This is a genomic window from Promicromonospora sp. NPDC057488 (assembly GCF_042802395.1).
Lineage (GTDB): Bacteria > Actinomycetota > Actinomycetes > Actinomycetales > Cellulomonadaceae > Promicromonospora.
In genome coordinates this window covers 1-25306 of record NZ_JBHVEG010000090.1, presented here as the reverse complement: position 1 = coordinate 25306, position 25306 = coordinate 1, and the positions used below count along the sequence as shown (strand labels likewise).

The 25306-nt window shown below is 72.3% G+C and carries 26 protein-coding genes and 1 pseudogene; 17 read left to right on the top strand and 10 right to left on the bottom strand.

All coding sequences use genetic code 11. The features are described from left to right. From ACFU5G_RS18205 to ACFU5G_RS18195, 3 genes are all read left to right on the top strand, one after another. On the top strand, nt 1-1425 hold a 1425-nt coding region (locus ACFU5G_RS18205; RefSeq protein WP_377247711.1), incomplete at its 5' end, for a dihydroxyacetone kinase family protein. Then, nucleotides 1425-1928 carry a ribose-5-phosphate isomerase gene (locus ACFU5G_RS18200; RefSeq protein ID WP_377247708.1) on the top strand — a complete coding sequence of 168 codons (504 nt, stop codon included), beginning with the start codon at nt 1425-1427 and terminating at the stop codon, nt 1926-1928. The genes ACFU5G_RS18205 and ACFU5G_RS18200, both read left to right, overlap by 1 nt. 38 nt (nt 1929-1966) lie before the next feature. After that, complete coding sequence (locus ACFU5G_RS18195) at nt 1967-2926, top strand: 3-hydroxyacyl-CoA dehydrogenase family protein (RefSeq protein WP_377247705.1); 960 nt, start codon at nt 1967-1969, stop codon at nt 2924-2926. 64 nt (nt 2927-2990) lie between these two features. On the opposite strand, the gene ACFU5G_RS18190 is transcribed toward ACFU5G_RS18195, so the two are convergent. Next, nucleotides 2991-3980, bottom strand: coding sequence for a zinc-dependent alcohol dehydrogenase family protein (locus ACFU5G_RS18190; protein WP_377247702.1), 990 nt, complete (start codon nt 3978-3980; stop codon nt 2991-2993). Nucleotides 3981-4072: 92 nt separating this feature from the next. On the opposite strand from ACFU5G_RS18190, the gene ACFU5G_RS18185 reads away from it, so the two are divergent. Together ACFU5G_RS18185 and ACFU5G_RS18180 are read left to right on the top strand one after the other, a co-directional pair. Further along, nucleotides 4073-4888: an HAD family hydrolase gene (locus ACFU5G_RS18185; RefSeq protein WP_377247699.1), complete on the top strand. Its 816-nt coding sequence runs from the start codon at nt 4073-4075 to the stop codon at nt 4886-4888. 84 nt (nt 4889-4972) lie between these two features. Then, nucleotides 4973-5905: a universal stress protein gene (locus tag ACFU5G_RS18180; RefSeq protein WP_377247696.1), complete on the top strand. Its 933-nt coding sequence runs from the start codon at nt 4973-4975 to the stop codon at nt 5903-5905. 114 nt (nt 5906-6019) lie between these two features. Here ACFU5G_RS18180 and ACFU5G_RS18175 read toward each other — a convergent pair whose 3' ends face one another. Continuing rightward, complete coding sequence (locus ACFU5G_RS18175) at nt 6020-6538, bottom strand: DUF1992 domain-containing protein (RefSeq protein ID WP_377247693.1); 519 nt, start codon at nt 6536-6538, stop codon at nt 6020-6022. Nucleotides 6539-6609: 71 nt separating this feature from the next. Between ACFU5G_RS18175 and ACFU5G_RS18170 the strand changes: the two genes are divergently transcribed. Then, on the top strand, nt 6610-7218 hold the full coding sequence (locus ACFU5G_RS18170; RefSeq protein ID WP_377247690.1) for a TetR/AcrR family transcriptional regulator: 609 nt from the start codon (nt 6610-6612) through the stop codon (nt 7216-7218). A 6-nt stretch (nt 7219-7224) separates the two neighbouring features. Here the strand turns inward: ACFU5G_RS18170 and ACFU5G_RS18165 are convergent, their stop codons facing one another. After that, nucleotides 7225-8223, bottom strand: a complete 999-nt coding sequence (locus tag ACFU5G_RS18165; RefSeq protein WP_377247687.1) for a hypothetical protein — start codon at nt 8221-8223, stop codon at nt 7225-7227. A 312-nt stretch (nt 8224-8535) separates the two neighbouring features. Continuing rightward, nucleotides 8536-8994 (bottom strand): methylglyoxal synthase, encoded by a 459-nt coding sequence (locus ACFU5G_RS18160; RefSeq protein WP_377247684.1) that lies wholly within the window; start codon nt 8992-8994, stop codon nt 8536-8538. A gap of 382 nt (nt 8995-9376) precedes the next feature. Between ACFU5G_RS18160 and ACFU5G_RS18155 the strand changes: the two genes are divergently transcribed. The 4 genes from ACFU5G_RS18155 to ACFU5G_RS18140 all read left to right on the top strand — a co-directional run bounded on the left by ACFU5G_RS18155 (nt 9377) and on the right by ACFU5G_RS18140 (nt 11970). Then, nucleotides 9377-9904 carry a GNAT family N-acetyltransferase gene (locus tag ACFU5G_RS18155; RefSeq protein ID WP_377247681.1) on the top strand — a complete coding sequence of 176 codons (528 nt, stop codon included), beginning with the start codon at nt 9377-9379 and terminating at the stop codon, nt 9902-9904. A 4-nt stretch (nt 9905-9908) separates the two neighbouring features. Further along, a complete protein-coding gene (locus ACFU5G_RS18150) occupies nt 9909-10397 on the top strand; it encodes an Imm21 family immunity protein (RefSeq protein ID WP_377247678.1) in 489 nt (162 codons plus the stop codon). Then, nucleotides 10394-10576: a hypothetical protein gene (locus ACFU5G_RS18145; protein WP_377247675.1), complete on the top strand. Its 183-nt coding sequence runs from the start codon at nt 10394-10396 to the stop codon at nt 10574-10576. Before ACFU5G_RS18150 ends, ACFU5G_RS18145 begins: the two co-directional genes overlap by 4 nt. A gap of 131 nt (nt 10577-10707) precedes the next feature. Next, a complete protein-coding gene (locus ACFU5G_RS18140) occupies nt 10708-11970 on the top strand; it encodes a glycoside hydrolase family 76 protein (protein ID WP_377247672.1) in 1263 nt (420 codons plus the stop codon). On the opposite strand, the gene ACFU5G_RS18135 is transcribed toward ACFU5G_RS18140, so the two are convergent. Continuing rightward, nucleotides 11915-14008, bottom strand: a complete 2094-nt coding sequence (locus ACFU5G_RS18135) for a beta-galactosidase (protein WP_377247669.1) — start codon at nt 14006-14008, stop codon at nt 11915-11917. The genes ACFU5G_RS18140 and ACFU5G_RS18135 overlap by 56 nt on opposite strands. A gap of 105 nt (nt 14009-14113) precedes the next feature. Here ACFU5G_RS18135 and ACFU5G_RS18130 point away from each other — a divergent pair, with 105 nt between their 5' ends. Next, a complete protein-coding gene (locus tag ACFU5G_RS18130) occupies nt 14114-15640 on the top strand; it encodes an alpha-N-arabinofuranosidase (protein ID WP_377247666.1) in 1527 nt (508 codons plus the stop codon). A 192-nt stretch (nt 15641-15832) separates the two neighbouring features. Continuing rightward, on the top strand, nt 15833-18157 hold the full coding sequence (locus ACFU5G_RS18125; RefSeq protein WP_377247663.1) for a rhamnogalacturonan lyase: 2325 nt from the start codon (nt 15833-15835) through the stop codon (nt 18155-18157). Nucleotides 18158-18205: 48 nt separating this feature from the next. Here the strand turns inward: ACFU5G_RS18125 and ACFU5G_RS18120 are convergent, their stop codons facing one another. Further along, nucleotides 18206-18445 (bottom strand): hypothetical protein, encoded by a 240-nt coding sequence (locus ACFU5G_RS18120; RefSeq protein ID WP_377247659.1) that lies wholly within the window; start codon nt 18443-18445, stop codon nt 18206-18208. A 142-nt stretch (nt 18446-18587) separates the two neighbouring features. On the opposite strand from ACFU5G_RS18120, the gene ACFU5G_RS18115 reads away from it, so the two are divergent. Next, nucleotides 18588-18815 (top strand): hypothetical protein, encoded by a 228-nt coding sequence (locus ACFU5G_RS18115; RefSeq protein ID WP_377247650.1) that lies wholly within the window; start codon nt 18588-18590, stop codon nt 18813-18815. Between the two features lie 21 nt (nt 18816-18836). Here the strand turns inward: ACFU5G_RS18115 and ACFU5G_RS18110 are convergent, their stop codons facing one another. After that, on the bottom strand, nt 18837-19304 hold the full coding sequence (locus tag ACFU5G_RS18110; protein ID WP_377247647.1) for a hypothetical protein: 468 nt from the start codon (nt 19302-19304) through the stop codon (nt 18837-18839). Continuing rightward, nucleotides 19301-20365 carry a LacI family DNA-binding transcriptional regulator gene (locus ACFU5G_RS18105; RefSeq protein WP_377247644.1) on the bottom strand — a complete coding sequence of 355 codons (1065 nt, stop codon included), beginning with the start codon at nt 20363-20365 and terminating at the stop codon, nt 19301-19303. Before ACFU5G_RS18105 ends, ACFU5G_RS18110 begins: the two co-directional genes overlap by 4 nt. Before the next feature lie 32 nt (nt 20366-20397). Between ACFU5G_RS18105 and ACFU5G_RS18100 the strand changes: the two genes are divergently transcribed. After that, nucleotides 20398-21168 (top strand): SDR family NAD(P)-dependent oxidoreductase, encoded by a 771-nt coding sequence (locus ACFU5G_RS18100; RefSeq protein ID WP_377247641.1) that lies wholly within the window; start codon nt 20398-20400, stop codon nt 21166-21168. 149 nt (nt 21169-21317) lie between these two features. Here ACFU5G_RS18100 and ACFU5G_RS18095 read toward each other — a convergent pair whose 3' ends face one another. Continuing rightward, complete coding sequence (locus tag ACFU5G_RS18095) at nt 21318-21668, bottom strand: TraR/DksA family transcriptional regulator (protein WP_377247638.1); 351 nt, start codon at nt 21666-21668, stop codon at nt 21318-21320. Between the two features lie 14 nt (nt 21669-21682). Then, complete coding sequence (locus ACFU5G_RS18090; RefSeq protein WP_377247635.1) at nt 21683-22192, bottom strand: MarR family winged helix-turn-helix transcriptional regulator; 510 nt, start codon at nt 22190-22192, stop codon at nt 21683-21685. Nucleotides 22193-22334: 142 nt separating this feature from the next. Between ACFU5G_RS18090 and ACFU5G_RS18085 the strand changes: the two genes are divergently transcribed. From ACFU5G_RS18085 to ACFU5G_RS18075, 3 genes and pseudogenes are all read left to right on the top strand, one after another. Then, nucleotides 22335-23306 (top strand): aldo/keto reductase, encoded by a 972-nt coding sequence (locus tag ACFU5G_RS18085; protein ID WP_377247632.1) that lies wholly within the window; start codon nt 22335-22337, stop codon nt 23304-23306. A 73-nt stretch (nt 23307-23379) separates the two neighbouring features. Continuing rightward, complete coding sequence (locus ACFU5G_RS18080) at nt 23380-24471, top strand: Gfo/Idh/MocA family protein (protein ID WP_377247629.1); 1092 nt, start codon at nt 23380-23382, stop codon at nt 24469-24471. A 347-nt stretch (nt 24472-24818) separates the two neighbouring features. Next, nucleotides 24819-25306 (top strand): annotated as a pseudogene (locus ACFU5G_RS18075) (HNH endonuclease); the annotation flags it as partial.

The following is a 25306-nucleotide window of genomic DNA, read 5'->3' as shown; positions in this document are numbered from 1 at the left end:
GGCGACGTGCTCAACTTCGGCGCCGCGGCCAGCCGCCTGCGGGCCCAGGGCACCGACGTCACCATCCTTCTGGTGACCGACGACGTCGCGTCCGCTCCCGTCGACCGGGCCCACGAGCGGCGGGGCGTCGCCGGCGACCTCGTCGTGTTCAAGCTCGCCGGGGCCGCCGCCGAGGAGGGCGCCGACCTGGCCGAGGTGAACCGCCTCGCCGCGCGCGGCAACGAGCGCACGCAGTCCTTCGGGGTGGCGTTCGACGGCTGCACGCTCCCGGGCCAGGACCACCCGCTGTTCAGCCTGGAGCCCGGGACGGCCGGCTGGGGGCTCGGCATCCACGGCGAGCCCGGCGTCGGCGAGGAGGCGCGGCCGACGGCGGCGGAGCTCGCCGTCGAGCTCGTCGACCGGGTGCTCGCCGAACGCCCCGCCGACGCCGACGGCCGGGCCGCGGTGCTGCTCAACGGCCTGGGCGAGGTCAAGTACGAGGAGCTGTTCGTCCTGTGGGACAGCGTGCACGACCTGCTCGTGGATCGCGGCGTCGCGATCGTCGCACCGCTGGTGGGCGAGTACGTGACCAGCCTGGACATGGCCGGCTGCTCGCTGACCGTCACCTGGCTCGACGACGAGCTCGAGCGCCTGTGGCTCGCGCCGGCCGACACGCCCGGCTTTCATCACGGCGGCTGGCGTCCCGCGCAGGCCCCGGTGCCGGTGGCGCTCACCACCGAGCCGGAGACCGAGCTGGTGCGCGCCAGCACGCCCGAGGGGATCGCCGCGGCGGGCACGGTGGCGGGCCTCCTGCGCCGGGCCCAGGCCGCGCTGCACGACGCCGAGCAGATGCTCGGTGACCTCGACGCCGTCGCCGCGGACGGCGACCACGGCCGGGGCATGTGCCGCGGCATCGACGCCGCCGTCGTCGCGGCCGAGACCGCCCTCGCGGCCGGGGGCGACGCGCCGTCCGTGCTGCGCCGCGCGGCCGACGCGTGGGCGGACAAGGCCGGCGGGACGTCGGGCGCCCTGTGGGGCGTGGGCCTGCTCGCGCTGGCCGACGTGCTCCCGGCGGACGCCCGCGTCGGCCTCGACCACCTCGTCGCCGGGATCACCGCGGCCCGGGACCAGGTGCAGGACGTCGGCGGCGCGCAGGTCGGCGACAAGACGATGGTGGACGCGCTGCACCCCGCCGTCGAGGCGCTCACCGCGGCCGCCGGCGCGGGCGCGACCCCCGCCGACGCGTGGCGCGCCACGGTCGAGGCCGCCCGCGAGGGCGCCGCGTCGACCGAGAACATCGCGGCCCGAAGGGGCCGCGCGCGGGTGCTCGGGGACAAGAGCCTGGGCGTCCCGGACCCGGGGGCGACCTCCCTCGCCCTGCTGCTGGGCGAGGCGGGTGCCGAGGCCGGCATCCCCGCGCCCCCGACCTCGAAGGTGGAATCCTGATGGTGGACGGCCTGCGACTGGTGATCGGCTGCGACGACGCCGGGTACGAGTACAAGGAGATCCTGAAGCGGGACCTGGAGGCGGACGAGCGGGTCGCCTCGGTGGTCGACGTCGGCGTCGGCAGCGACGAGCACACGGCCTACCCCTACGTGGGCGCCGCCGCGGCCCGCCTGGTCGGCGCCGGGGAGGCGGACCGGGCCCTGCTCGTGTGCGGCACGGGTCTCGGCGTGGCGATCGCGGCCAACAAGGTGCCCGGCGTGCGGGCGGTGACCGCGCACGACTCCTTCTCGGTCGAGCGGGCGGTCCTGTCCAACGACGCGCAGGTGCTCTGCTTCGGGCAGCGCGTCGTGGGCATCGAGCTGGCCCGCCGGCTCACCCGCGAGTGGCTCGGCTACCGGTTCGACCCGGCGTCGCCGTCGGCGCCCAAGGTCATGGCGATCGGGGAGATCGAGGACGGGGCCGCGGGGAGGGACCCCGCGCCGAACCCGGCATCCTGCGGCTGACTGCTGTCGGTAAACGTTTCAGTACCAGAAGGGACATCATGATCAAGAGCATCAGTTCGGTCGCCGTCATCGGGGCCGGGTACATGGGTGGGGGCATCGCGCAGTCGCTCGCGCTCGCGGGCCTGCCCGTCGTCATCGCGGACGTCTCGGCCGAGGCGACGCAGGCCGCGTACACGCGGCTGCTCGCGGAGGCCCGCGAGTTCGAGGACGTGGGCCTCTACGACCCCGGCGCGACCGAGACGATCCGGGCCAACCTGACCACCGCGGCGTCGATCGAGGAGGCCGTCGCGGAGGCCGACTTCGTCGAGGAGGCGGTGTTCGAGTCGGTCGAGGTCAAGCACGACGTGCTGGGCCGGATCTCGGGGGCCGCGCGCCCGGAGGCGATCATCGGCAGCAACACCTCGACGATCCCGGCGCGGGTGCTGGTCGAGGCGGTCACGAACCCGGAGCGGTTCCTGACGGTGCACTTCTCCAACCCGGCCCCGTTCATCCCCGGCGTCGAGCTCGTCCTCAGCGAGCGCACCGACCCGGAGGTCGTGCCGGTGGTGCGTGAGCTGCTGGCCCGGGCCGGCCGGCAGGGTGCGCTGGTGGCCGACGTGCCGGGTTTCGTGCTGAACCGCCTGCAGTACGTGCTGCTCAAGGAGGCGATGTCGATCGCGGAGGAGGGCATCGCGTCGCCGGAGGACATCGACACCGTGGTGCGCACGACGTTCGGCTTCCGGCTCGGGTTCTTCGGCCCGTTCGCCATCGCCGACCAGGCCGGGCTCGACGTCTACGCGGGCGGGTTCCGTACGTTCGAGGAGAACTTCGGTGAGCGCCTGGCGACGCCGGACCTGATCAAGGACGCCGTGGCGGGGGACCGCAAGGGCGTGAAGAACGGCCGGGGGCTGCTCCGGGACTACACGCCGGAGCAGGTCAAGGCGCTGGTCGCGTACCGGAACAAGGCGTACGGGGAGATGGGGAGGCTGCTGCGGTCCCTCGGCCCGGCCCCGGCCTGACGGGTCCGCCCTCGCCCGGCTGGATGCTCGCCTCGCCCCATCCGGGGCGGGGCCGGCCCGTGCGTCAGGCGGCGCCGCCGACCAGCACCGCGGCCCCGTGCACGCGGTCGGCCGCGAGGTCGCGCAGCGCGACGTCGGCCTGGTCCATCCGGTACGGCGTGACCGTCGCGCGGATCCCCAGCCGGACGGCGAGCCGCAGCAGCTCCGCGCCGTCGTCGCGGGTGTTGGCGGTGACGCTGGTGAGCGTGCGCTCCTGGAAGAGGTGCCGCTGGTAGTCCAGGGACGGGACGTCGGTCAGGTGGATGCCGGCCAGGGCGAGCGTCCCGCCCCGGTCGAGCGCCGAGAGCGCCACGGGGACGAGCTCGCCGGCGGGCGCGAACACGATCGCCGAGTCCAGCGGCACGGGGGGCGGGTCCGTCGCGGCCCCGGCCGAGCTCGCGCCCAGCTCGAGGGCCAGGGCGCGGGCGTCGGCGTCGCGGGTGAGCACGTGCACCTCGGCGCCCTGCGCCAGGGCGATCTGCGCGGTGATGTGCGCGCTGGCCCCGAACCCGTAGATGCCGAGGCGCCCGCCGGGCGGCACCGCGGCCCGCCGCAGCGCCCGGTAGCCGATGATGCCCGCGCACAGCAGCGGGGCGACCTGGACGTCGGGCAGGTCCGGCAGCGGGTAGACGTACGCGGCCGGGGCCGTCACGTGGTCGGCGTAGCCCCCGTCGGCGTCCCAGCCCGTGTACGTCGACGCAGGGCACAGGTTCTCCGCGCCCCGCCGGCACCAGGCGCACTCGCCGCACGTCGAGCGGAGCCACGCGACACCCACCCGCTCCCCGGGGACGCGGCCGCGGACCCGCGCGCCGACCTGCTCCACCTCGCCGACGACCTCGTGCCCCGGGACCACGGGTGACCGGTGGGGCGGCAGGTCGCCGTCGACCACGTGCAGGTCGGTGCGGCACACGCCGCAGGCGAGCACCCGGACCAGCACCTCGTCGTCGGCGGGTACCGGCACGGGCACCTCGGCGCGCGTCAGCGTCCCGTCGCCACGTGCCTGCCAGGCCAGCATCGCTCGGCCCTCCCGGTCGATCGCGGGTGCCGTCCCCCTGTTTCATCGTGCCCCCGTGGTGCGGCCGGCGCCCGGAGGAGCAGGGTGGACCCATGGGACGTCCACCGCGTGCGGGGGTGGATCTGGCGGCCGTGGACGGTGCCGTGCTCGACACGGACGGCGTCATCACCGACACGGCCCGGGTCCATGCCGCCGCCTGGAGACGAGCGTTCGACGAGCTCCTGCGCGAGCGTGGCCGGCAGAGCGGGACCGTGCTCCCGCCGTTCGACGTCGAGAGCGACTACCCCCGCTTCGTCGACGGCAGGTCACGGGCCGACGGCGCCCGCGGCTTCCTGCGGTCCCGCAGGATCACCCTGCCGGAGGGGGGTGGTCCTGGCGCGGCAGGACCCGGGAGCGAGACGCTCGGGTCGCTGCTCGACCGCAAGGCCCGGTACTTCCTCGACGAGATCGGGACGCACGGGGTCCAGGCGTTCCCCGGCACGGTGCGCCTGCTGCGTGAGCTGCGTCGCCACGGCACCGGCATCGCCGCGGCGTCGGCGAGCCGGAGCTGCGGGCCCGTCCTCCGTGCGGCAGGGGTGGACGACCTGGTGGACGTGCGGGTCGACGGCCTCGACGCGGATCGCCTCGGGCTGCCGGGCAAGCCTGATCCCGCGCTGTTCCTCGAGGCGGCGAGGCGGCTCGGTGTGCCGCCCGGCCGGTGCGCCCTGTTCGAGGACGCCGTCGTCGGCGTGGAGGCCGGCCTGCGCGGCGGCTTCGGCACGGTCGTCGGCGTCGACCGGCACGGTTCGCTCCGCGGTTCGATGCTCGCTGCCGGGGCGCACCTGGTGGTCGGCGACCTGGCCGAGGTCACCCTGGTCGACGCGACCCGTCGGGGACGGAGCCAGGGCGAAGGTCCCCGGGGCGCATGACCCTCGGCCCTCCCGGCCGGGTCCTGGCAGGCGGCAGCCTGGGAGGGAGAAGTGGTCCGGGCGCGTATCGAGAGGACGTTCGTCATGAGCACCACACGGAGGTCCGATCCCGTCGTCGTCGCCGTGGACGGGAGCGAACGCAGCGCGGGGGCCGTCCGGTACGCGATCCACGAGGCGCGACTCCGGGGCACCGAGGTCCGCCTGGTGCACGTGGCGCCCGACCCGCTCCCGGACGGTGGGCTGTGGCCCTCCGCCGGCCGTGACGTCGAGGACCTGCGGAGCTCGGGCGAGCTGATCCTGGACCGGGCGGTGTCGCAGGCGCGAGCTGCGGCACCGGACGTCGCCGTCCACCCGCTGCTCTGCCGGGGGCCGCGCGTGACCGAGCTGGTCGCGGCCGCCGCGACCGGTGGTCTGCTGGTCATCGGCCGTGAGACACGGCGCGGGCCGGAGCGGGTCGTCGCCGGCGCGACGACGGCGAAGGTGGTCGCCCGCGTGGCGGTTCCCGTGGTGGTCGTGCCGGCGGACTGGCAGGGCACCCGCCGGAACGGGGTCGTCGCCGGGGTCAAGTCCTATCCGGGCGACGGTGAGCTGCTGGCCCGGGCCTTCGGCGCCGCGGCCGTCCGGCACACCACGCTCCGACTGGTCCAGGTGGCCGACGTCGCCGACCTCGCCCCGGACGCCGACACGGCCGCCGAGGTCGACGCGCTGGTCGACGCCGGCGACCGGATGCTGCGCCAGGCCGCGCGCGACTGGTCCGCCGCCTTCCCGGAGATCCCGGTGGAGAGCGTGGTGCTCCCGGGACGACCGGCCGAGGTCCTGGTCGGGGTCGCGGCCGACGCGCACCTGCTGCTGGTCGCCCGCCCGCACCGCGACCTGCGCCACCCGGTCCGGCTGGGGCGGACGCCGCGGGACGCCCTTGCGAGCTCCGGCACCCCCGTGGAGGTCGTCCCGCTCAGGGGAGACCCGACCGTGGCACCCCTCGTGCTCGAGCGGTCGGGCGAGTTCCTCAAGGACTGACCGGCTGAGCGAGACGCGCGTCATGCGGCCGGTGCGGGCGGTGGTGCGGTACCCGGCGATCACGGCGTCGGGTGTCAGGTGCTGGTCGTCGACTCGCTCGGCGACCTGTCGGGACTACCGCCGCCGCCGGATACGACGACGGCGGCGGCGACTCTCGTCAGGTGCCTCCGCACGAGCCCTCGCGCGTGCCTCCGCGGCTCGCACCCTGCGATCCGCCCAGGCGGCAACCGTCGCCTCGACGTCCCGCGGCATGGTGACCAGGGGCGGTCCGGCGGGCGGCTGGTAGCGACCACGGAGCACTCGCTTGTTGAACTCCTCGACCTCCTGCCGCACGTCCGCCTCGCTCCACATCTCGTCGAGGCGGGCATCCAGCGCGGCATCCTCCTTGCGCAGCTGGATCGAGGGCGGCAGCAGCACGAGCCGTTCGCGCTTCATGAGGTTCTTCAGCCACCAGTCGGGATCGTGGCGGTCGGGCAGGTCGAGCGGCTTGCCGCTCCCGGGCAGGTTGTCGAACTCGCCGCGTTCGATCGCGTTGCGGATGTGCAGGTCGGCCAGCAGTGCGATCGCCACCTCCTCGTCGATGGCGACGGCGTAGGGGTTGAAGAACTGTGGGGGTGGGTGCGGGTCAGCCATCGGCGCTCCGTCTCTCGTTTGGCAATACGTGTGTATTATGTCAGGTGTATTGCCAAAGGGAAGGGGTCAGGGTGCCGAAGCTGGTGGACCACCGGGAACGACGCGAGGCGATCGCTCATGCACTGTGGCGAGTCGTCGACCAGCACGGCTGGACCCGGGCGACCCTGCGTGAGGTCGCCGGCGAGGCAGGGGTCTCGCTCGGGCAGGTGCAGCACTACTTCACATCCCGCACGGAGCTGCTGACCTTCGCGATGGAGTTCGCCGCCGACCGGACCGCCGACCGGGTCGCCCGAGGGCTGGCCGCGCTCGACCAGCCGCCGCACCCCAGGGACGTGCTGCGCCTGGTGCTCACGGAGATGCTGCCCCTGCACGACGACGCCCGCGCCTCGTCCCGGATGAGCGCCGCCTACGTCCTGGAGGCCCTGCACGACCCCGTGCTGCGCAAGCAGGCGACCCTCGGGCTCAGGGACGGCCGCGCCATGGTCGAACGCCTGGTCCGAGAGGCGATCGCGCAGGGCCAGATCGCCCCGGACCGGGACCCGGACGTCGAGACGAACCTGATCCTGGCGCTGACCGGGTTCACCTCTCTGCTCGAGCTCGAGGTGATCGAACCCCGGGCCGCGCTGGCCGCCATCGACCAGCACCTGGACCGCCTCTTCAGCCCCCTCGTCGGGCCTTGAGCCGGGTCAGTGCTGCAAGGACGGCGTCCCGACCGAATCGGGCCTGCGACGCATGGCCGGCCACGCCAGGACCCCGACGCACAACAAGATGCCCACGGCGCCGACCACCGACGCCACCACGATCGGGCCAGGTTGAGCAAGATGGTCGAGGTCGCCCAGCGGCACCGCCCATCCGGGGTGCTCAGGATCCTGGACGACGACGAAGCCGTCCCGGTAGGGGGCCGAGTTCGAGTACCAGCCGGGGTCGAGCTGCTCGTCGATGTACCGCTCGGGCACGATCAGCTCGACGTCGTGGTAAGTCGTCGAGTCGTTGGTGTCCCGGACCTCCGCGAACACCTGCGTCGACACGGTCCGGTCGTCCCGGGTGTCGATGGTGACCAGAGCGTCGAACGCCTTCGTCTCGATGCCGGCATCCCGCAGGTGAAGGGCGATCGCGGCTTCTCGTCCGCTGGTCGCCCAGATCAGCGCGCTGACGGCCACCAGCACGATCCCCACCGCCATGACCGCGTCCAGGATCCGCTCGCGACGCAGCCAGCGCAGGCTGTACTCGGAGGCCCTGTCGACAGCGTCATCCACCAGCACACTCAGGTCGTGGTCGGCATGGGCTGAGCCCTGGATCGCGTCCGGTCGGGCGTCAACGGTGCGTCGTACGGCCGAGAACCGGTGATGCGCTTCTTCGGTCGACCGCACCGATGGCCGCACCAGCATCAGGCCGAACGTCAACAGGGCTCCGACGAACACCCACGTCGTGAGCGGGCCGTCCTCGTAGACCTCGTCCTCGACGTCGTCCACCGTCATGATCGTGCCGGTGTCGGTCGGGTCGTCGGGGTCGTAGAACACCTGGAACGTACCGTCGTAGGGAGGCAGCGCCGCGACCCATCGGCGGGTCGGGAGGTCGTCCGTATCGAAGCTGATCGACGGCAAGGGCAAGGTCTGCGGACCATCGGGAAGCTCGACGACCGCCCGGAACTCCGAATGGCACCCCCTGCACGACCGGTAGTACACCTCGGCGTCGTGCGCCCGAGTCTCCGCACCGCTCTGGTACAGGTCGTGCGCGACGCCGTACCGGCTCTGGGACCAGCCCGCGAACGTGAGCCCGATGGCGCCAAGCAAGAGCACGCACACGCAGACCACCGTCACGCTGTACCCACGGCGGGTGTAGCCGCCGCGCGTCAGTCGAGCGGAGGCCGCCCGCGCCCCTGGGCTCCCGAACATCCCCACCTGCCCCCGCCGTCGGACATCTCCGTGGGCATGATGCGGCAGCACGTGTGAGACACGCCAGGATGGACCGCCGATTTCATCCGGTCCGACGTCGGGTCAGCCTGGGGGCTCGGGTGTCTGGTCCCAGGCTCGGGGCGTGAGGTCGGGCCGGCGGCTCTCGTAGTCGCTGGACAGGAGCGGTGAGGAGATGATCATGTCCGCGGTGGCCACGTTGCAGGCCATGGGCACGTTCCACACGGCACCGATCCGCAGCAGCGCCTTGACGTCCGGGTCGTGCGGCTGGGCCTCGAGCGGGTCCCAGAAGAAGATCAGCATGTCGAGGCTGCCCTCGGCGATCCGGGCCCCGATCTGCTGGTCCCCGCCGACCGGGCCGGACAGGAAGCGGTGCACGGGAAGGCCGAGCTCGTACTCGAGCATGGTGCCGGTGGTGCCGGTCGCGTAGAGCTGGTGCCCGGCGAGCGTGTCCCGGTTGTACTCGGCCCAGCGCAGGAGCTCGACCTTCATGTTGTCGTGCGCGACCAGGGCGATGTGACGTTGCTTCACGGCCGGGTTCATCGAGACCTCCGATCGGCGGCAGCCCGGCCGGGGTGCGCAGATCGCCCCGGCGCAGGCGTCGTACTCGAAAGTATCTGGCCGCTGCCGGTGGTTGTCACCCGGGTCGTGCCGCGAGGCTCGACGAGCCCAAGGAGCGGGACCCCCGTCCCCCAGGTCGGGGGTCCCGGCTCCTGCCCGAGCGTGGGCCCAGACCCCACGCCCGGGTCCCGACCCGGGTCAGCCCCCGGGCCTCTGCCCTGCCCGGAGCCTACGTGTGCCGTGGGTCCCGGGTTCACTCCGTGGCGGGTGAAATAACCGAATGGCGGATGGCGCCGTCCGTCCCTCTTTCGTGCGGATGAAAATGCTTGGTTGTTTTGACGGTCCAGCCAGTACGGTCGCTCGGGTGGACCTGGAACTGCGACCGCTGGCGCTGCAGGACGCCCCGGTGCTGGCCGCGGCATTTCGAGCGCTCGGCTGGCCCGGCAAGACCGAGGAGGACTACGCCGCGTACTTCGCCCGGCAGCAGTCCGGTGAGCTCGTGGTCCTGGTCGCCTGGCTGGGCGGGCAGTTCGCCGGCTACGGCTGTGTGTCCTGGCGAAGTGGGTACCCGCCTTTCCGGGACGGCTCCGTCCCGGAGATCCAGGACCTCAACGTGCTGCCGGACCACCGTCGGCAGGGCGTCGGAACAGCGCTGCTCGACGCCCTGGAGCGCCTGATCGCTGCCCGTAGCCCCGTGGCCGGGCTGGGTGTCGGCGTGTACGCGGACTACGGCTCCGCGATGCGCCTGTACATCGCACGGGGCTACCAGTTCGACGGGCTCGGGCTGATGTCGGCCGGCGAGCCGGTCGCGCCCGGGAGCATGGTGCGCATCGACGACGACGTCACCCTCATGCTCACCAAGAACCTGCTCACCAAGAACCTGGAGGTATGAGCCGATGAGGTGGCTGGAGTCGACCGGCGGTCCCATGGTCGTGCTGCCGGCGGAGGCCACGGCCGCGTGGTCCGGATATCGCGGTCCTGACTATGACCTCGCCTGCTCTGTCTACGACATCGGGATGGTCGACGTGGTCGGGGCCGGGCGCACGTTCTCCGCGCTGTCCCTCTCGGGAGAGCCGATGTCCACGGCGTGGTCGGCAGACCTGGGCTGTGTGGTCCAGTGGCGTTGGGCGGAGGACGAGGACGACCTGTTACGAACGATCAGATCGTCCTGGAACGGTCTCCGCTGGGATGCCGTCGGGTCGGTCGACTGGCAGGGCGGGGCCAGGATGTTCGACGCCGCGACCCCCGGTGATGAGCTGACGAGCGACGAGTTCGTGGAATGGTCGATCGGTGATCGCGGTGTCTCGGTCATGGTGGCGGAGGTCGACGAGGGCTCGGCCGCGTGCCGGTTGATCAGGACGGTCCCGCTAGAGTCCGCGCCGTGAACAGTGGATGGAGCGACATCATCACCTCGGTGCAGGACGGCGCGAACGGCCCCTGGTCGTGTCCGGAGTGCGACGAGTTCACCGTCGAGCTGGGTCAACGGTTCGTGCGTCGCGGAGTCGTCGAGTCGACGCTGCTCTGCCTCGCCTGTTCGGCCGGGGCCGACGTGCCGGCCCCGTAGCGCGGCCACGGACACCGTTGACCGGTCGGGTGCAGGCCGCCTAACCTGTCGGCTCGTCGGGATGACAGCGCTGACATCACCGCGTCGTCACCCCGCTGAACGACCGATCACCACCGACGAAGGAGCGAACAATGAGGTTCACCAGAGTTGCCGGCACGGTCGTCGCGCTGGCGTGCGCACTGGGGGCGGCGGCCCCCGCCGGCGCCCAGGTCGGGGACGCCTCCGCGGCGTCGCGGCACACGCAGGTGCAGCGGGCGGTCGCTTCGTACGGCGCGATGCGGGAGTACATGGCCGCGGACGACGGCTCCGGCCTCTACCGCGAGCGCTACCCGAGCGGACCCGACGACCGCACCTACTCGTTCGAGTGGCCGCACTCCCAGGCGCACGTCGCGACGCTCGACCTCACCGGGCTGCCCGGGGCCGCGGGGCGGTCGTTCGAGGACGACCTCGCCGACGTCGCCCGCGGGCAGGAGCACTTCTGGAACGCCGACGGCGGCACGACCGGGCTGCCTGGCTACGACTCGTACCCGCGCGCGCCGTACGGCGGTGGCGGCGACATGTTCTACGACGACAACGAGTGGGTCGCGCTCGCCAAGGTGCAGCAGTACCTGGCGACCGGCGACGAGGCGGCGCTCGACCGCGCGGAGGAGATCTTCGAGCTCGTGGTCTCCGGGTGGGACACCGACCCGTCGCACCCGGCGCCGGGCGGCGTGTTCTGGACCCAGGCCACCTGGAGCACCGACCGCAACACCGTCTCCACGATGCCCGGCGCGCAGCTCGCCACGCGCCTGTTCATGATCACCGGGGAGCGCGACTACCTCGACTGGGCGCAGCGCATGGTGGGGTGGACCGACGAGCACCTGCTCGCGCCGAACGGCCTCTACTGGGACAACATCAAGCTCGACGGGTCGATCGACCGCACGCAGTGGTCGTACAACCAGGGCGTCCCGCTGGGCACGTACACCCTGCTGTACGAGGCGACGGGCGACAAGAAGTACCTCGCCAAGGCGAAGGCGATCGCGGCGGCGTCGTACCGCTACTACGTGACCGAGGGGCGGCTGGACGGCCAGCCGATGTTCTTCAACTCGATCTGGTTCAAGAACCTCCTGCTGCTGGAGTCGGTGACCGGCGGCACGAGGTACCGGAACGCCATGGCGGACTATGCCGACCACCAGTGGCGCACCGAGCGGGAAGCCGCGACCGGGCTGTTCAACGCCGGGGACGAGCACACCGAGCTGCTGGAGCAGGCCGCGATGGTGCAGATCTACGCCACCCTGGCCTGGCCGCGCGGACAGGCCTCCATCCTGTACCGAGCCGGCTCCGGGTCGGCTGGCGCCGTCAGCCGACCCGGAGGACGCGGACGCCGCCCGCGGGCACCGTCAGGGTCCCGGTGACGGTCTCGCCGGTGAGCAGCTCCGTGCCGGTCACCGGCGCCGCGCCGGTGCCGATGGTGGCGTCGTCCCCAGTGTGGTTGACGACGAACAGCCACGACGTCGGCTGCCCGCCGGCCGGGGGAGTGGCGTCCGACCACCGGCGCACGACCTCGACGCCGGCCGGTGCCGCGACGTCCGGGCCCACGCCCGCCTCCGCGACGAGCGTGCCAGCCAGGCTGTCCAGGCCCGGGCGGTCGAGGCGGGTGGCGACGTACCAGGCGTGCCCCGAGCCGACGGCGCGCCGGGTGACCGCGGGGCGGCCGGCGAGCGCGCCGTCCTGGTAGGACGCGACCACCTCGGCGTCGTCGGCGACGTGCGACTTCTCGGTCCAGAGATCGGCGTCGGCCGTTCCTCCGACGACCGCGCCGCCGACCCGTACGGTCTCGCCGTCCTGCAGGGGGTAGAACTCCTCGGTGCGCACGCCCAGGAGGTCGCGGAACGCGCCCGGGTACCCGCCGAGGCGCACGTGGTCGTTCTCGTCGACGATGCCCGAGAAGTAGGTCACGACGACGGTCGCGCCCCGGTGTGCGGCGGTGGCGACGTTCTGCGCGTCGGCGTCCGTGACGAGGTAGGTGGTGGGCAGCACCACGAGGTCGTAGCCGTCGAGATCCGCACCCGGTGACACCATGTCGGTCGTGACACCGAGGCGCCAGAGCGCGCCGTACCAGGCCTGCACCTGGTCCATGTACCGCAGCGCCTGCGTGGGGTGGGAGTCGAGCTCCGCGCCCCACCACGAGGGCCAGTCCACGACGATCGCCGCTCGGGAACGCACGCGCGAACCGCGCACCTCGCCGAGAGTCCTGAGGGCGTCGCCCAGGGCGACGACGTCGCGCCACAGGTCGGTGTCCCGGCCGGCGTGGGGGACCATGGCCGAGTGGTACTTCTCGGCGCCGGCCCTGGACTGGCGCCACTGGAAGAACATCACCGAGTCCGCGCCGCGGGCGACGTGCGCCAGCGAGTTGCGCAGGAGCTCCCCGGGCAGCTTGGCGCGATTGCGGGGCTGCCAGTTGACCGCCGAGGTCGAGTGCTCCATGAGGATCCAGGGGTCGCCGCCGGCGATCCCGCGGGTCAGGTCGGCGGAGAACGCGAGGTCGACGTGCCGCTCCGGGTCGGCCGCGGCCGTGTAGTGGTCGTTCGCGATGACGTCCAGCTCCGGGGCCCAGGAGAAGTAGTCCATGCCCTTGGTGTGGCTGGTCGCCATCAGGTTCGTGGTCACCGGCACGTGCGGCGTGATCTGGCGCAAGGTGTCGCGCAGGTCGCGGTAGTAGTCGAGCAGCGCGTCCGAGGAGAACCGGTCGAAGTCGAGCTGCTGGGTGGGGTTGGCGTACGTGGGCGCCACCAGCGGCGGGAGGACGTCGTCGAACGAGCCGTAGCGCTGCGACCAGAACGCGGTGCCCCACGCCTCGTTGAGCGCGTCGACCGTGCGGTAGCGCTCGCGCAACCACTGCCGGAACGCGTCGGCGGCGGCGTCGGAGTAGTCGCGCGGGACGTGGCAGCCGATCTCGTTGTCCACGTGCCACAGTGCCAGCGCCGGGTGGTCCTGGTAGCGCTCGGCCATGCGCGTGGTCATCCGCAGCGCGTACTCCCGGTGGACCGGGTGGGTGACGGCGTACGACTGCCGCCCGCCCTGGTGCAGCACGGTCCCGTCCGCGAGCCGCGGCAGGATCTCAGGGTGCTTGCGCGTCAGCCACGGCGGCGGCGACGCGGTCGCGGTGGCCAGCGCCACCTGGATGCCCGCTGCCTGCAGGCGGTCCAGCGTCGTGTCCAGCCAGGCCCAGTCCAGCTCGCCCTCGCGCGGTTCGATCGTGGCCCACGAGAAGATCGCCACGCTCAGCAGGTTGACCCCCGCCTCGCGCATGAGCTCGACATCCTCGAGCCGCACGTCGTCGGGCCACTGCTCGGGGTTGTAGTCGCCGCCGAAGCCGAGGCCGGCGAGGCCGGCGTTCCACGGGCGGACCTGAGCGGGATCGAAGGACTCCGGTGTCGTGCGTCGTCGCATGGCACCAGTCTGGCATGAATCGATTCATGCCAGAATGTCCCAGCATGTGACAGAGCGCGGCTCCCGACGCTCCGCCGGACCGCAACGACGCGACGAGAGAGCTCCATGGGTACCGATCTGACGGCCGTCATCAATCTCGACCTGCCGGGCGCCACCATCTCCCGGCACGTCTACGGGCACTTCGCCGAGCATCTCGGGCGATGCGTCTACGGCGGCTTCTGGGTGGGGGAGGACTCCGACGTGCCGAACGTGGGCGGCATCCGCTCCGACGTCGTGGCGGCGCTGCGCGCCATCAGCATCCCCAACCTGCGCTGGCCCGGCGGGTGCTTCGCCGATGACTACCACTGGCGCGACGGCGTCGGCCCGCGCGAGGAGCGGCCCCGGATGGTCAACTCCCACTGGGGCGACGTGGTGGAGGACAACTCCTTCGGCACGCAGGAGTTCATGGCGCTGTGCGAGCTGCTGGGCGCCGACCCGTACGTGTCCGGGAACGTCGGTTCCGGGTCGGTGCGCGAGATGAGCGAGTGGATCGAGTACCTCACCCGCGGCGACGACTCGCCGATGGCGTCGCTGCGCCGTGAGCACGGGCGGGACGCCCCGTGGCGGGTGCCGTTCTGGGGGATCGGCAACGAGGCCTGGGGCTGCGGCGGCAACCTGCGCGCCGAGCAGTTCGCCTCGCTCGCCCGCCAGTACGCGACCTACGTGCGGGAGCACGCCAGCAACGACGTGTACCGGATCGCCGCCGGCGCGAACGTGGACGACTACCACTGGACCGAGACGCTGATGCGGTCGTTCGACCCGCTGGAGGACGGCGAGGGGCGCGCGGCCCCGTTCCAGGGCATCTCCCTGCACTACTACACGATGACCGGGCCCTGGTCGGACAAGGGCTCGGCGACCGAGTTCAGCACCGACGAGTGGTACCGGGCGCTGGCCCGCGCGGCGCACATGGAGCACCTGCTCGAGCGGCACGGCGCGGTGATGGACCGGTACGACCCCGAGAAGCGGGTCGGCCTCGTCGTCGACGAGTGGGGCACCTGGTGGAACGTCGAGCCGGGCACCAACCCGGGGTTCCTGTACCAGCAGAACACCCTGCGCGACGCCGTCGTCGCCAGCCGGCACCTCGACGCCTTCCACCGGCACGCCGGCCGGGTGGTCATGGCCAACATCGCCCAGACGGTCAACGTGCTGCAGGCGATGATCCTGACCGACCCGGAGACGAACGCGCTGGTCCTGACCCCGACCTACCACGTGTTCGCGATGAACACGGGACACCACGACGCCGACTCCCTGGACGTCCACTGGCGCGGCGAGGTGCCGACGTCCGCGGTCGACGGCGTCGAGCTGCGGACTCTTTCGGCGTCGGCGTCCACCCGCGGCGACACCGCGCTGGTGTCGCTGACGAACCTGGACGTCGAGCAGGACCGGACGGTCGTCCTGGACCTGCGTGGTCGCGACCTGATCGGGTACAGCGCGCGGGTGTTGACCGGCCCGACGTTGAACGCGCACAACACCGCGGCGCGGCCGGACGCCGTCGCGCCGGTGCGGCACGACGGGGTGCGGCCGCACAAGGTCGGCCTCGAGGTCGACCTGCCGGCGCACTCCTACGTCACGGTCTCGCTGGTGCTTGCCTGACCACCGCTGCCCGGGGTGTGCGCCGAAGGTCTGGACATTGCCCGTTGTGTACGGTTATATCGATTCAGTCGTGGTCGATCGAGGCCGAGCAAGGAGGCTCAGGAGGACGATCGCCAGGACGGCTCTCGCTCGACTTGACCCAGTCCTTTCTCCGAGCTGCTCGGAGTGCGATGACGCAGGGAGGAATGAGCCATGCGAACGACCAGAACCACCGTAGGGGCCGTGGCCGTGCTGCTGGTGGGTGCGCTCGCCGTCGGGGCCGGCCCGGCAGGCGCGCAGCCCGGCCCAGGGGACGGCCCCGGGAACGTGCAGCTCGAGCATCTCGACCGCGGGCTCGTCGCCGCGAGCACCAGCGAGGGCGTCTTCCTCTCCTGGCGCCTGCTGGGCGACGAGGTCACCGGCCATGCCGACGCGGGAATGGCGGGCCCTGACTTCGCCGTCTACCGCGACGGCAGGCGCGTCGCCACGGTCACGCACTCCACCAACTATGTCGACGCCGCCGGCGGTGCCGCGTCCCGGTATGCCGTCGCGCCGGTGACGCGGGGCAAGGGCGGCGGCGAGCGGGTCGGGAAGCGCAGCGCCCCGGTGACCGCCTGGTCCGACGGCCACCTCGACATCCCGCTGAACAAGCCCGCCGGCGGCGTGACGCCCGCGGGGGAGAGCTACTCCTACTCCGCGAACGACGCGTCGATCGCCGACCTCGACCGGGACGGCGAGCTCGAGATCGTGCTCAAGTGGGACCCGTCCAACTCGAAGGACGTGTCGCAGAAGGGGTACACGGGCAACGCGTACCTGGACGCCTACGAGCTCGACGGCACCCAGCTGTGGCGCATCGACCTGGGCGTCAATGTCCGGGCGGGCGCGCACTACACGCAGTTCCCCGTCTACGACTTCGACGGCGACGGGCAGGCCGAGGTCATGATGAAGACCGCGCCCGGCACCAAGGTCACGACCTACCGGAACGGCCGGCCCGCGGGCGAGCGGTACGTGCCGATCTCGCGGGAGGACCGCAGGGCGGGCGTCACCGACGGGTCCGACTTCCGCTGGAGCGCGGCGGACTACGCCGACCACCTGGTGGAGCTGTTCCAGGGGTGGACCGACGAACCCGAGGTCCGCAGCGGCCAGTGGCCGGCGACGCTCGAGGAGGCGTTCGGCATCGAGCCGCGGTACACCTACCCGCTCTCGGCCGCCGACGCCCGCGAGCTGGTGGACTACTACATCGACGAGTGGGCGCCGGCCCGGTCGGACCGCAACGACCTGCGCACCTTCGCCGGCTTCGTGCAGACCGGGCCGGAGTACCTCACCGTGTTCGACGGCCGCTCCGGCAGGCCGCTGGAGACCGTCGACTACGAGCCCGGGCGCACCGACGACGGCCTGCGCTGGGGCGACTACGAGTGGACCCGCATCGAGCCCGGCAACCGGGTCGACCGGTTCCTCTCGGGCGTCGCCTACCTCGACGGCGAGCACCCGTCGGCGATCTTCGCCCGTGGGTACTACACGCGGGCCGCGATCGTGGCCTACGACTGGGACGGGCGGAACCTGTCCACGCGCTGGGTCGCGGACTCCGGGTTCAAGCCGATGAACAACCCCTTCCTGGACAGCGAGAACAAGGACGTCGAGCCGGACCCGGACAACGAGCTCACCCAGCTGTGGGGTCAGGGGTTCCACTCGTTGTCCGCGGCGGACGTCGACGGCGACGGCAGGCACGAGATCGTCTACGGCGCGGCCACCCTCGACGACGACGGCACGCTGCTGTACTCGTCGTCCGACACGTTGCCCGAGGGGTCGGCGGACCCCGGCGCGACGGCGAACCTGGGCCACGGTGACGCGATGCACGTGACCGACGTCGACCCGTCCCGGCCCGGCCTCGAGATCTGGACCTGCCACGAGGGCGGCGCGGGCGTGCCGTACGGCTCCGTGCTGCGCGATGCCGCCACGGGCGAGGCGCTGTTCGGCGCGTACTCCGGCGTCGACACCGGGCGCGCGCTCCTGGGCGACGTCCGGCCGGACGTGCCCGGCCTGGAGGTCTGGCGCAGCGCCCAGGCGGGCGACGACCGGCCCCGGGCGGCCGGCCTGCTCAGCGCGACCGGTGAGCTGCTCGAGGAGACCGGGCCGGGCCTCAACCAGAGCATCCGGTGGGCCGGCGACGGCACCACGCAGGTCGTGAGCGGCGACCGGGAGGAGACACCGACCATCGAGGACTGGTCCAGGGGCACGGTGCTGACCGCCGAGGGCACCAGCACCAACAACTACTGGAAGGGCAACCCGTCGCTCGTCGCCGACATCCTCGGTGACTGGCGTGAGGAGCTCGTCGTGCCCACCGTGGACTCCTCGGCCCTGCGGATCTACACGTCCACCGAGGTGAGCGGGATCAAGATGTACACGCTGCTGCACGACCCGCAGTACCGGGCCGAGGTGGCGCGGCAGCAGACCACCTACAACCAGCCGGCGCACCCGGGGTTCTACCTCGCGTCCGACACCGACTGGTCCCGGGTGCCCGTCCCGGCGCCGAAGTAGGTCCGCGACGGTGCTTCGCCGGGGCAGCGAGCCGCTGCCCCGGCGAGGTTAGCTCCCGTGGGTGAGTCGCTCGACGCGGTCGAAGCCGGCCGTCTCGCGGGGGTCGCCGACGTCACCCTTGGGGGCGGCGTCCAGCGGCACGACCTGGCCGTCGCTGCGCAGCCCCCACGCCACGAGGGGAGCACGGACCTCGGCGTGCTCGTCCTTGTAGACGGCGACCCACCCGTCCGCGGGGATGAGCTGCACGATGGGGGCCTCGTCGGCGTAGATCTCCGTCGTCTCGGTCATGCCCGAGACGCTATGTGCCTGCTCAGAGGGTGTCTACCCGGCCAGGCAGATGAACGACAAGGCATGTCACCACTAGGAGGTCGACGGCGGCATCTCCGCGTGGCGGGTTCCGCTGCGGGGCAGCCTCCAGCAGCCTTGGCCCATGACCGACCTGAGTCGCGAGCGCGAGATGGAACTGGTGCAGCTCGTCCAGCAGGATCCTCATCGATGGGTGGACGTGATCCTCTCGGGTGACGAATCCGCCTTCGAGGGCTACACGGTGGAGGAGCGCAAAGTCATCGAGAACGTCCAGCTGCGCCGGCTGAACGATGTGAACCGGCGCCGGGTGGACGACGAGCTGCGGCAGTTCCACGGCCGCACCCGGGAGTAGGCGGACGTGGGAGGCCCCACGTCACTCGGGCTCCAGCAGCCCGCGGATGCGCTCGTACTCGGCGGCCATCTCCGGCGTGCCGAGGAAGTCGTCGAGGTCGGCGGACACCTGGTGGTCGACGTCCTCGACGGAGCGGATGGCGAGCTCGTAGAGCTCGCCGCGCAGGTTCTGCTCCAGGTAGCTGTGCCAGTGCGCCAGCGCGCTGATGGCAGTCAGGACCTCCGCATCGAGATCGTCGTCGACCAGGATGCCGTCGTAGATCGCCGCGAGCGCGTCGTGCAGCTCGGTGGCGCTGATCGTCAGGACGTTCGCGCAGGCAGTGGCAAGTGCGGCCTGGGCCTCCACGGTGAGCTCGTCCTCGGGCGCACCGTGCAGCAGCACCGGCCGCACGAGGCGGGTGACCGTCTGCTCGCCGAAAGCGCGGACGTTGCTGTCGGTGGCCTCGACGATGAGCCTGAGGACATCTGCCTCAAGTTGGTCGTATCTCACGCCCGCAGCCTAGGGTCCCCGGGCGCGACGACGGTCCACGGCACGTCGTGTCCCTCGGGCGCGGCGGACAGGGCTGCCTGTGCGCACGCCCGGCCCTGGTCGCGCAAGGAGGCCGCCACCGACCAGACGCCTGAGGCACTGGCTTCTCGCGAGCCGTCCCACCCGGTGATCGTCACCGTCCGCCGCGCGCGGCCCAGCGTCGAGCGGGCCCCGAGCGCCAGCTCGTCGCTCATCGCCAGGGCCACCACGGGGCCGGAACCCTCCAGCGTTTCGAGCAGTGCCGCGCCGGCGTCCGCGCCCAGCTCGCGCTGGTTGCGCTCGACCACCGCGATCCGTACGTCACCCCAGTCGTGACCGGCCTCGGTCAGCGCGGCACGGTAGCCGGCCAGGCGCGCCCCGGTGACGGGGAAGGGGACCACCTCCAGGTCCGTCAGGTCGACGGGCAGGTCGGCGCCGCGCAGGACTCCGCTGCTGCGGCGCCGGTCCAGGGGGAAGCTGATGACGACGGGAGTCGCCCCGGCCAGCGGCGTGGCTGCCGCGACTGCCGTTGCGGCAGCGCGGTCGTCGGGCCCGATGCGCACCAGTCCCGGGTGGGCGGGACCGCCCTGGATGGCAGCGGGCCGTCCGCCGGCCGCGACGGCGGCGAGGACGGGGTCGTCGGCCACGGTGGTCCACAGCACGTAGCAGTCCACTGCCGCGGACAGCACCCGGTCGACGTCGGAGGCGTCCCCGCGGGTGGGGATCAGCACCATGCCCAGGTCCTCGCTCACGCAGACCTCCGCGATCCCGGCCAGGAACTGCGCCGCCTGCGGATCGTCGAACAGGTAGGACAGGTGCTCCCCGACCACCACCCCGAGCTGCTTGGCGCGCCCGGAGCGCAGGGCGCGGGCGGTGCTGTCGGGGCGATAGCCCAGCTCGGCGGCTGCCGCCCGTACGCGGGCTCGGGTGGCCTCCGCCACCCGAGCGGGGTGGTTGAACGTGTAGGAGACGGTCATCGGGGCGACCCCCGCCCGCTCGGCGACGTCCTTGACGGTGGGCCGCCGTCGTCCAGGTGCGTTCACACCGGACAGCCTAATGTGTAACGTTACGATCCATGAGGAGCGACACGAGATCCCAGGGCGTGGAGCGGCGCACCGCCCTCGTCACCGGCGCCGGACGCGGCCTGGGCGCCGCGATCGCGCTGGCGCTGGCGGACGACGGGTGGTCCGTGGCCGTCAACGACCTGCCGGCCAGCCCGGGCGCCGCCGGGGTGGTCGACGCCGTGCGTGCCTCCGGGGGCAGCGCCGTCCTCGCGCCCGGGGACGTCACCACACCCGAGGGTGTGCGGGCCGTGGTGTCCGCCGCTGAGGACGGGCTCGGGCCGGTCGGGGTGCTGGTGCCGTGCGCGACGGGCCCGCAGCCCGAGGTCCCGGTGGACAGGATGACCTGGGACGACCTGCTGCTGCCCCTGCGGTTCTTCACTCTGAGCCCGCTGCTGCTGGTGCAGGCCGTGCTGCCGGGGATGCGCTCGGCGGGCGGCGGCCGGGTGGTGATGGTCGGGTCGGACCTGGCCCAGCGCACCGACGTCGGCTGGTCCGCATACTCGGGGGCCAAGGCCGCCCAGCTCGCCCTGGTCCGCACCTGGGCACGCGAGCTGGCGCCCGACGGCGTCACCGTCAACGCCGTCGCGCCGGGGTGGATCCCCGTCGAGCGCCACGCCGGCACACCGCCGGAGTTCCTCGAGGCGTACACCGCGCGGGTGCCGCTGGGCCGCATGGGCACCCCCGCGGACGTGGCCGCCGCCGTGGTGTGGCTGGCGTCCGCGGGCGCCTCCTTCGTCACCGGCGAGCAGGTCACCGTCAACGGTGGCCACGGCCTCACCTGATCCCCTGCCGCTGAACCGAGACGCGACCCCGTCCACGCACCGCCCTGCTCATCACCGCCGGTGCCGACGGCATGGTGCCTCTGGTGATCGGGATGCTCGTGGTCGGCGCCGCCTCCGGTGCCGCGGACGTGGCCATCAACACCCTGGCGCTAGCTCGCGGCCGCGCAGGCGATGCAGGTCCGGGCCGTCGGCCGGGCCAGCAGGCGCTCGTCGGCGATGGCCTGTCCGCAGTGCTCGCAAAGGCCGTAGGTGGCCGCGTCGACCCGCCCCAGGGCGGCGTCGACGTCGGACAGGTGCTCCCTGGCCGTGGCGAGCAGGGTGCTCGCCTGCGAGCGCTCGAAGGCGATGGTCGACCCCTCCGGGTCGTGCTCGTCGTCGGAGGCGGACAGCTGCGTCGCCTCCACCATCGAGGAGATGCTCGCGGTGAGCGACGAGACCAGCTCAGTGGTGCGCTCGCGGTCGGCGAGCAGCAGCTCGCGGACCTCCGTGGTCGAGACCATCGGTCCTCCGTCTCTCACGCCTCGGCGGCGGCCTGGGGGTTCGGTCCGCCGTTGATCGCGGTCTCCACCGCCGAGCCGATGCGCTGCAAGGCCTTCAGGTCCCGCGGCTCCAGCGAGTCGATGAGGTACTCGCGGACCGCCGCGACGTGTCCGGGCGCCGCCGCGACGACGACGTCGTAGCCGGCCTCGGTCAGCGTGGTGTTGGTGCGGCGTCCCGCGCCGGGGATCCGGGACCTCGTGAGCAGCCCGCGCGTCTCCAGCCGCCCGACGACGTGCGACAGCCGCGACAGCGACGCCGACGTCCGGACGGCCAGCGCGCTCATCTGCATGGTCCGGTCCTCCTGCTCGGAGAGCACGGAGAGAACCATGTACTCGAAGAAGGTCAGCTGGGACTCGCGCTGCATCCGGGCGTCGAGGGCGGCGGGGAGGCTGATCATGATCGCGGAGTTGGCCAGCCACGCCGCCAGCTCCTCCTGGTTCAGCCAGCGTGGTTCGGCGCGTCGCGCATCCGCTGTCGAGGTCATGCGGTGCAGCCTACGGCCGGGTTGTTGACGCATCAAGTTCAAGGAGGTAGAAATTGACGCGTCAAGTTCATCTTGAAGCGTCAAGTTGACTCGGTCGCGTGGGGTGTTGCCCGCGGTGATCGATCCGGGAAAGGACCATCCGTTGCGCACCACATCACTCGGCGGGCTCGAGGTCTCGCGCCTCGGCCTGGGAGTCATGGGCATGTCCGACTTCTACACCGGGAAGGGGGAGTCCGAGGACGACTCCGTCCGAACCGTCCGGCACGCCCTGGACCTCGGGGTCACGCACCTGGACACCGCGGAGGTGTACGGGCCCTACACCAACGAAGCCCTGCTCGGCAGGGCGATCAAGGGGCGCCGCGACGAGGTCGTGGTCGCCACCAAGTTCGGCCTGGTGTCCCACGCAGGCCGGCCGGGCCCGGACAGCACGCCGGCGAACATCCGGCTCTCCGTGGAGGGGTCGCTGCGGCGCCTCGGTACCGACCGGATCGACCTGTACTACCAGCACCGGGTCGACCCCGGCACTCCCATCGAGGACGTCGTCGGTGCCCTGGCCGCCCTGGTCGCCGAGGGCAAGATCCGCCACATCGGCCTGTCGGAGGCCGGCCCCGCCACGATCCGCCGTGCGCACGCGGTCCACCCCCTCGCTGCCGTCCAGAGCGAGTACTCGCTCTGGACCCGGGACCCCGAGGCGGAGGTCCTGCCCGTGCTGCGTGAGCTGGGGATCGGGCTGGTGGCCTACTCGCCGCTGGGGCACGGCTTCCTGACCGGAAGCATCCGCTCCCTGGACGGTCTCGACGCGGACGACTGGCGACGCACCAACCCGCGCTTCACCGGCGGCAACCTGGGACGCAACCTGCGCATCGTGGACGAGGTCCGGGCCGTGGCGACGGAGTCCGGAGTAACCCCGGCCCAGGTCGCCCTGGCCTGGCTCCTGGCGCAGGGCGACGACATCGGTCCCATCCCCGGCACCAGGCGCATCACGCGGCTCGAGGAGAACCTCGGCGCCGACGGCGTCCGGCTCACCCCGGACCAGGTCGGCCGGCTGAACAACCTGACCCCCGCGTCCGGCGACCGGCACGACCCCGCCGGCATGGCCGCCGTCGGCCGGTGAAGCACGACCCCGCAGGGGTCGATACGAGAGGCGACCTGCCTTGACCACAGCAGACCGAACGGAGCAACAAACCATGGCAAGCAACCCGATCCGGGTCGGGATCATCGGCGCGGACACGAGGGCGAGCTGGGCCGGCGCCTCCCACATCCCCGCGCTGGCTGCCCAGCCGCGACTCGTGCTCGAGGCGGTGGCGACCAGGCGGGAGGAGAGCGCACGGGAGGCCGCCGAGCTGTTCGGGGCTGCGCGCTGGTACGCGGACCCGTACGACCTGATCGGCGACCCGTCGATCGACCTCGTCACCGTTGCCGTGAAGGTCCCGGCGCACCGCGAGCTCGTGCTCGCCGCCCTCGCGGCGGGCAAGGCCGTGTACTCGGAGTCCCCACTGGGTGCGAGCGTCACGGAGGCCGAGGAGATGGCGGCAGCGGCCGGATCGCTGCACACGGCGATCGGGCTGCAGGGCAGTCTCAACCCGTCGGTGCGCAGGGCGGCCGAGATCGTCGCCCGGGGCCGGCTCGGGCGGCTGCTGTCGGCGCGGGTCACCGCGACGACCTTCGGGAACGGACCGGAGTCGGTGAGCGCCTACGAGTACTTCGACAAGGCCGCAGCCGGAGCGGGCTTCATGACGATCGCCGTGGGCCATGTCCTGGACGTCGTCGAGACGGTCCTGGGCGACATCACCGAGATCGACGCGCGCACGGAGCTCCTCTGGCCGGAGGTGAAGCTCGTCGACACCGGCACCGTCACCACCCGTGAGGTCCCGGATCACCTGGACGCCATCGTCAAGACCGTCTCCGGCGCTCCGGTGAGTGTCCAGGTCCTGGCCGGTGTGCCTGTGGCCGAGGCCGGGTTCAGCCTGGAGGTCCGTGGTGCCGACGGCTGGCTCCGGCTCGCGGGCGACCATCCGGCCGGCGTCCAGGTCGGAGACCTCACGCTGACCTCGAGCGTGGACTTCGAGGTGCCCGACCGGCCGGTCGCCACGGGCACGGGTCCCGCCGCGGCCGAGATCTGGGCCGGTGCCTCCATCAACGTGGGGGAGGTGTACGCAAGCCTCGCGCGCGACATGGCCGACGGCACCCGGCACACACCGGGATTCGGTCACGCGGCCCACAACAGCCGGCTGGTTGCCCGGGTCGAGCGGGCGGCGCGAACGGGAGTGCGGCAGTAGTCCTGTCCGGACGGGGCTGATGCGCCACCACACGGTTCGGCGCCCGTGTGGTGGCCGCGTCGGCCGGCGTCGGCCGGTGCTCCTGGTGATGCGCCGTCTTTTGACGTTTTTCTGCCTCAACGTCGTCCTGGCTATCGCTGCGACCGCGCCGGCGCACCCCGACGGGAGCCGGTTACGCGGCGGGCGGAAGAACGAGCGGATGTCAGTAGCTCCACTTAGGATCGAACAAACGTCCGCTGCAATGGTGTGACTGGAGCAGTATTAAGGTCCGGGGAGGTGTTGGCATGGGCAGGCAATGGTCGGACGGCGTTGGGGGCTCGGTACCCGCCGTGAATGAGGACCCTTTCGTGGACGGCACCATGCCCGACGACGCCTGGCTCGCCGCGCTGTTCGCTGAGTGTGAGGCGCTGTTTGGTGACGATGACGGGCGGCATGGGCTGGACGTGCCGCCAGAGCCGGAGTGGTGTGGCACCGTGTCCGGTGGCCTGCGGGACTCTGCTGCGGATTTCGGGCCGGTGGCGCTGTGGCCGGACGAGGTGCTCCAGGAGGCGCTGACCGAGGCGCCGGGTGCTGAGCTGGCGCGGGTGGTGGCCGAGTTCACGGGGCTGGGTGCCGCATCGCATGGTGATGCGGGCGCTGCGCTGGCCGAGGAACCCGATGTCGAGGGCGGTCTCAGGTCGGTTGCCGTTGCAGACGGTCCGGCCCGACTGACTGCGTTGTCCGACGACATGCTGGGGGAACTCGCCGCGGCCTGCTCCCGGTTGCAGTCGTGGGCGGCTGGTGTGCAGGCGCATGTCGTGGCTGAGCGGGCCGGGCGGGAGACGAGCCCGCTGGC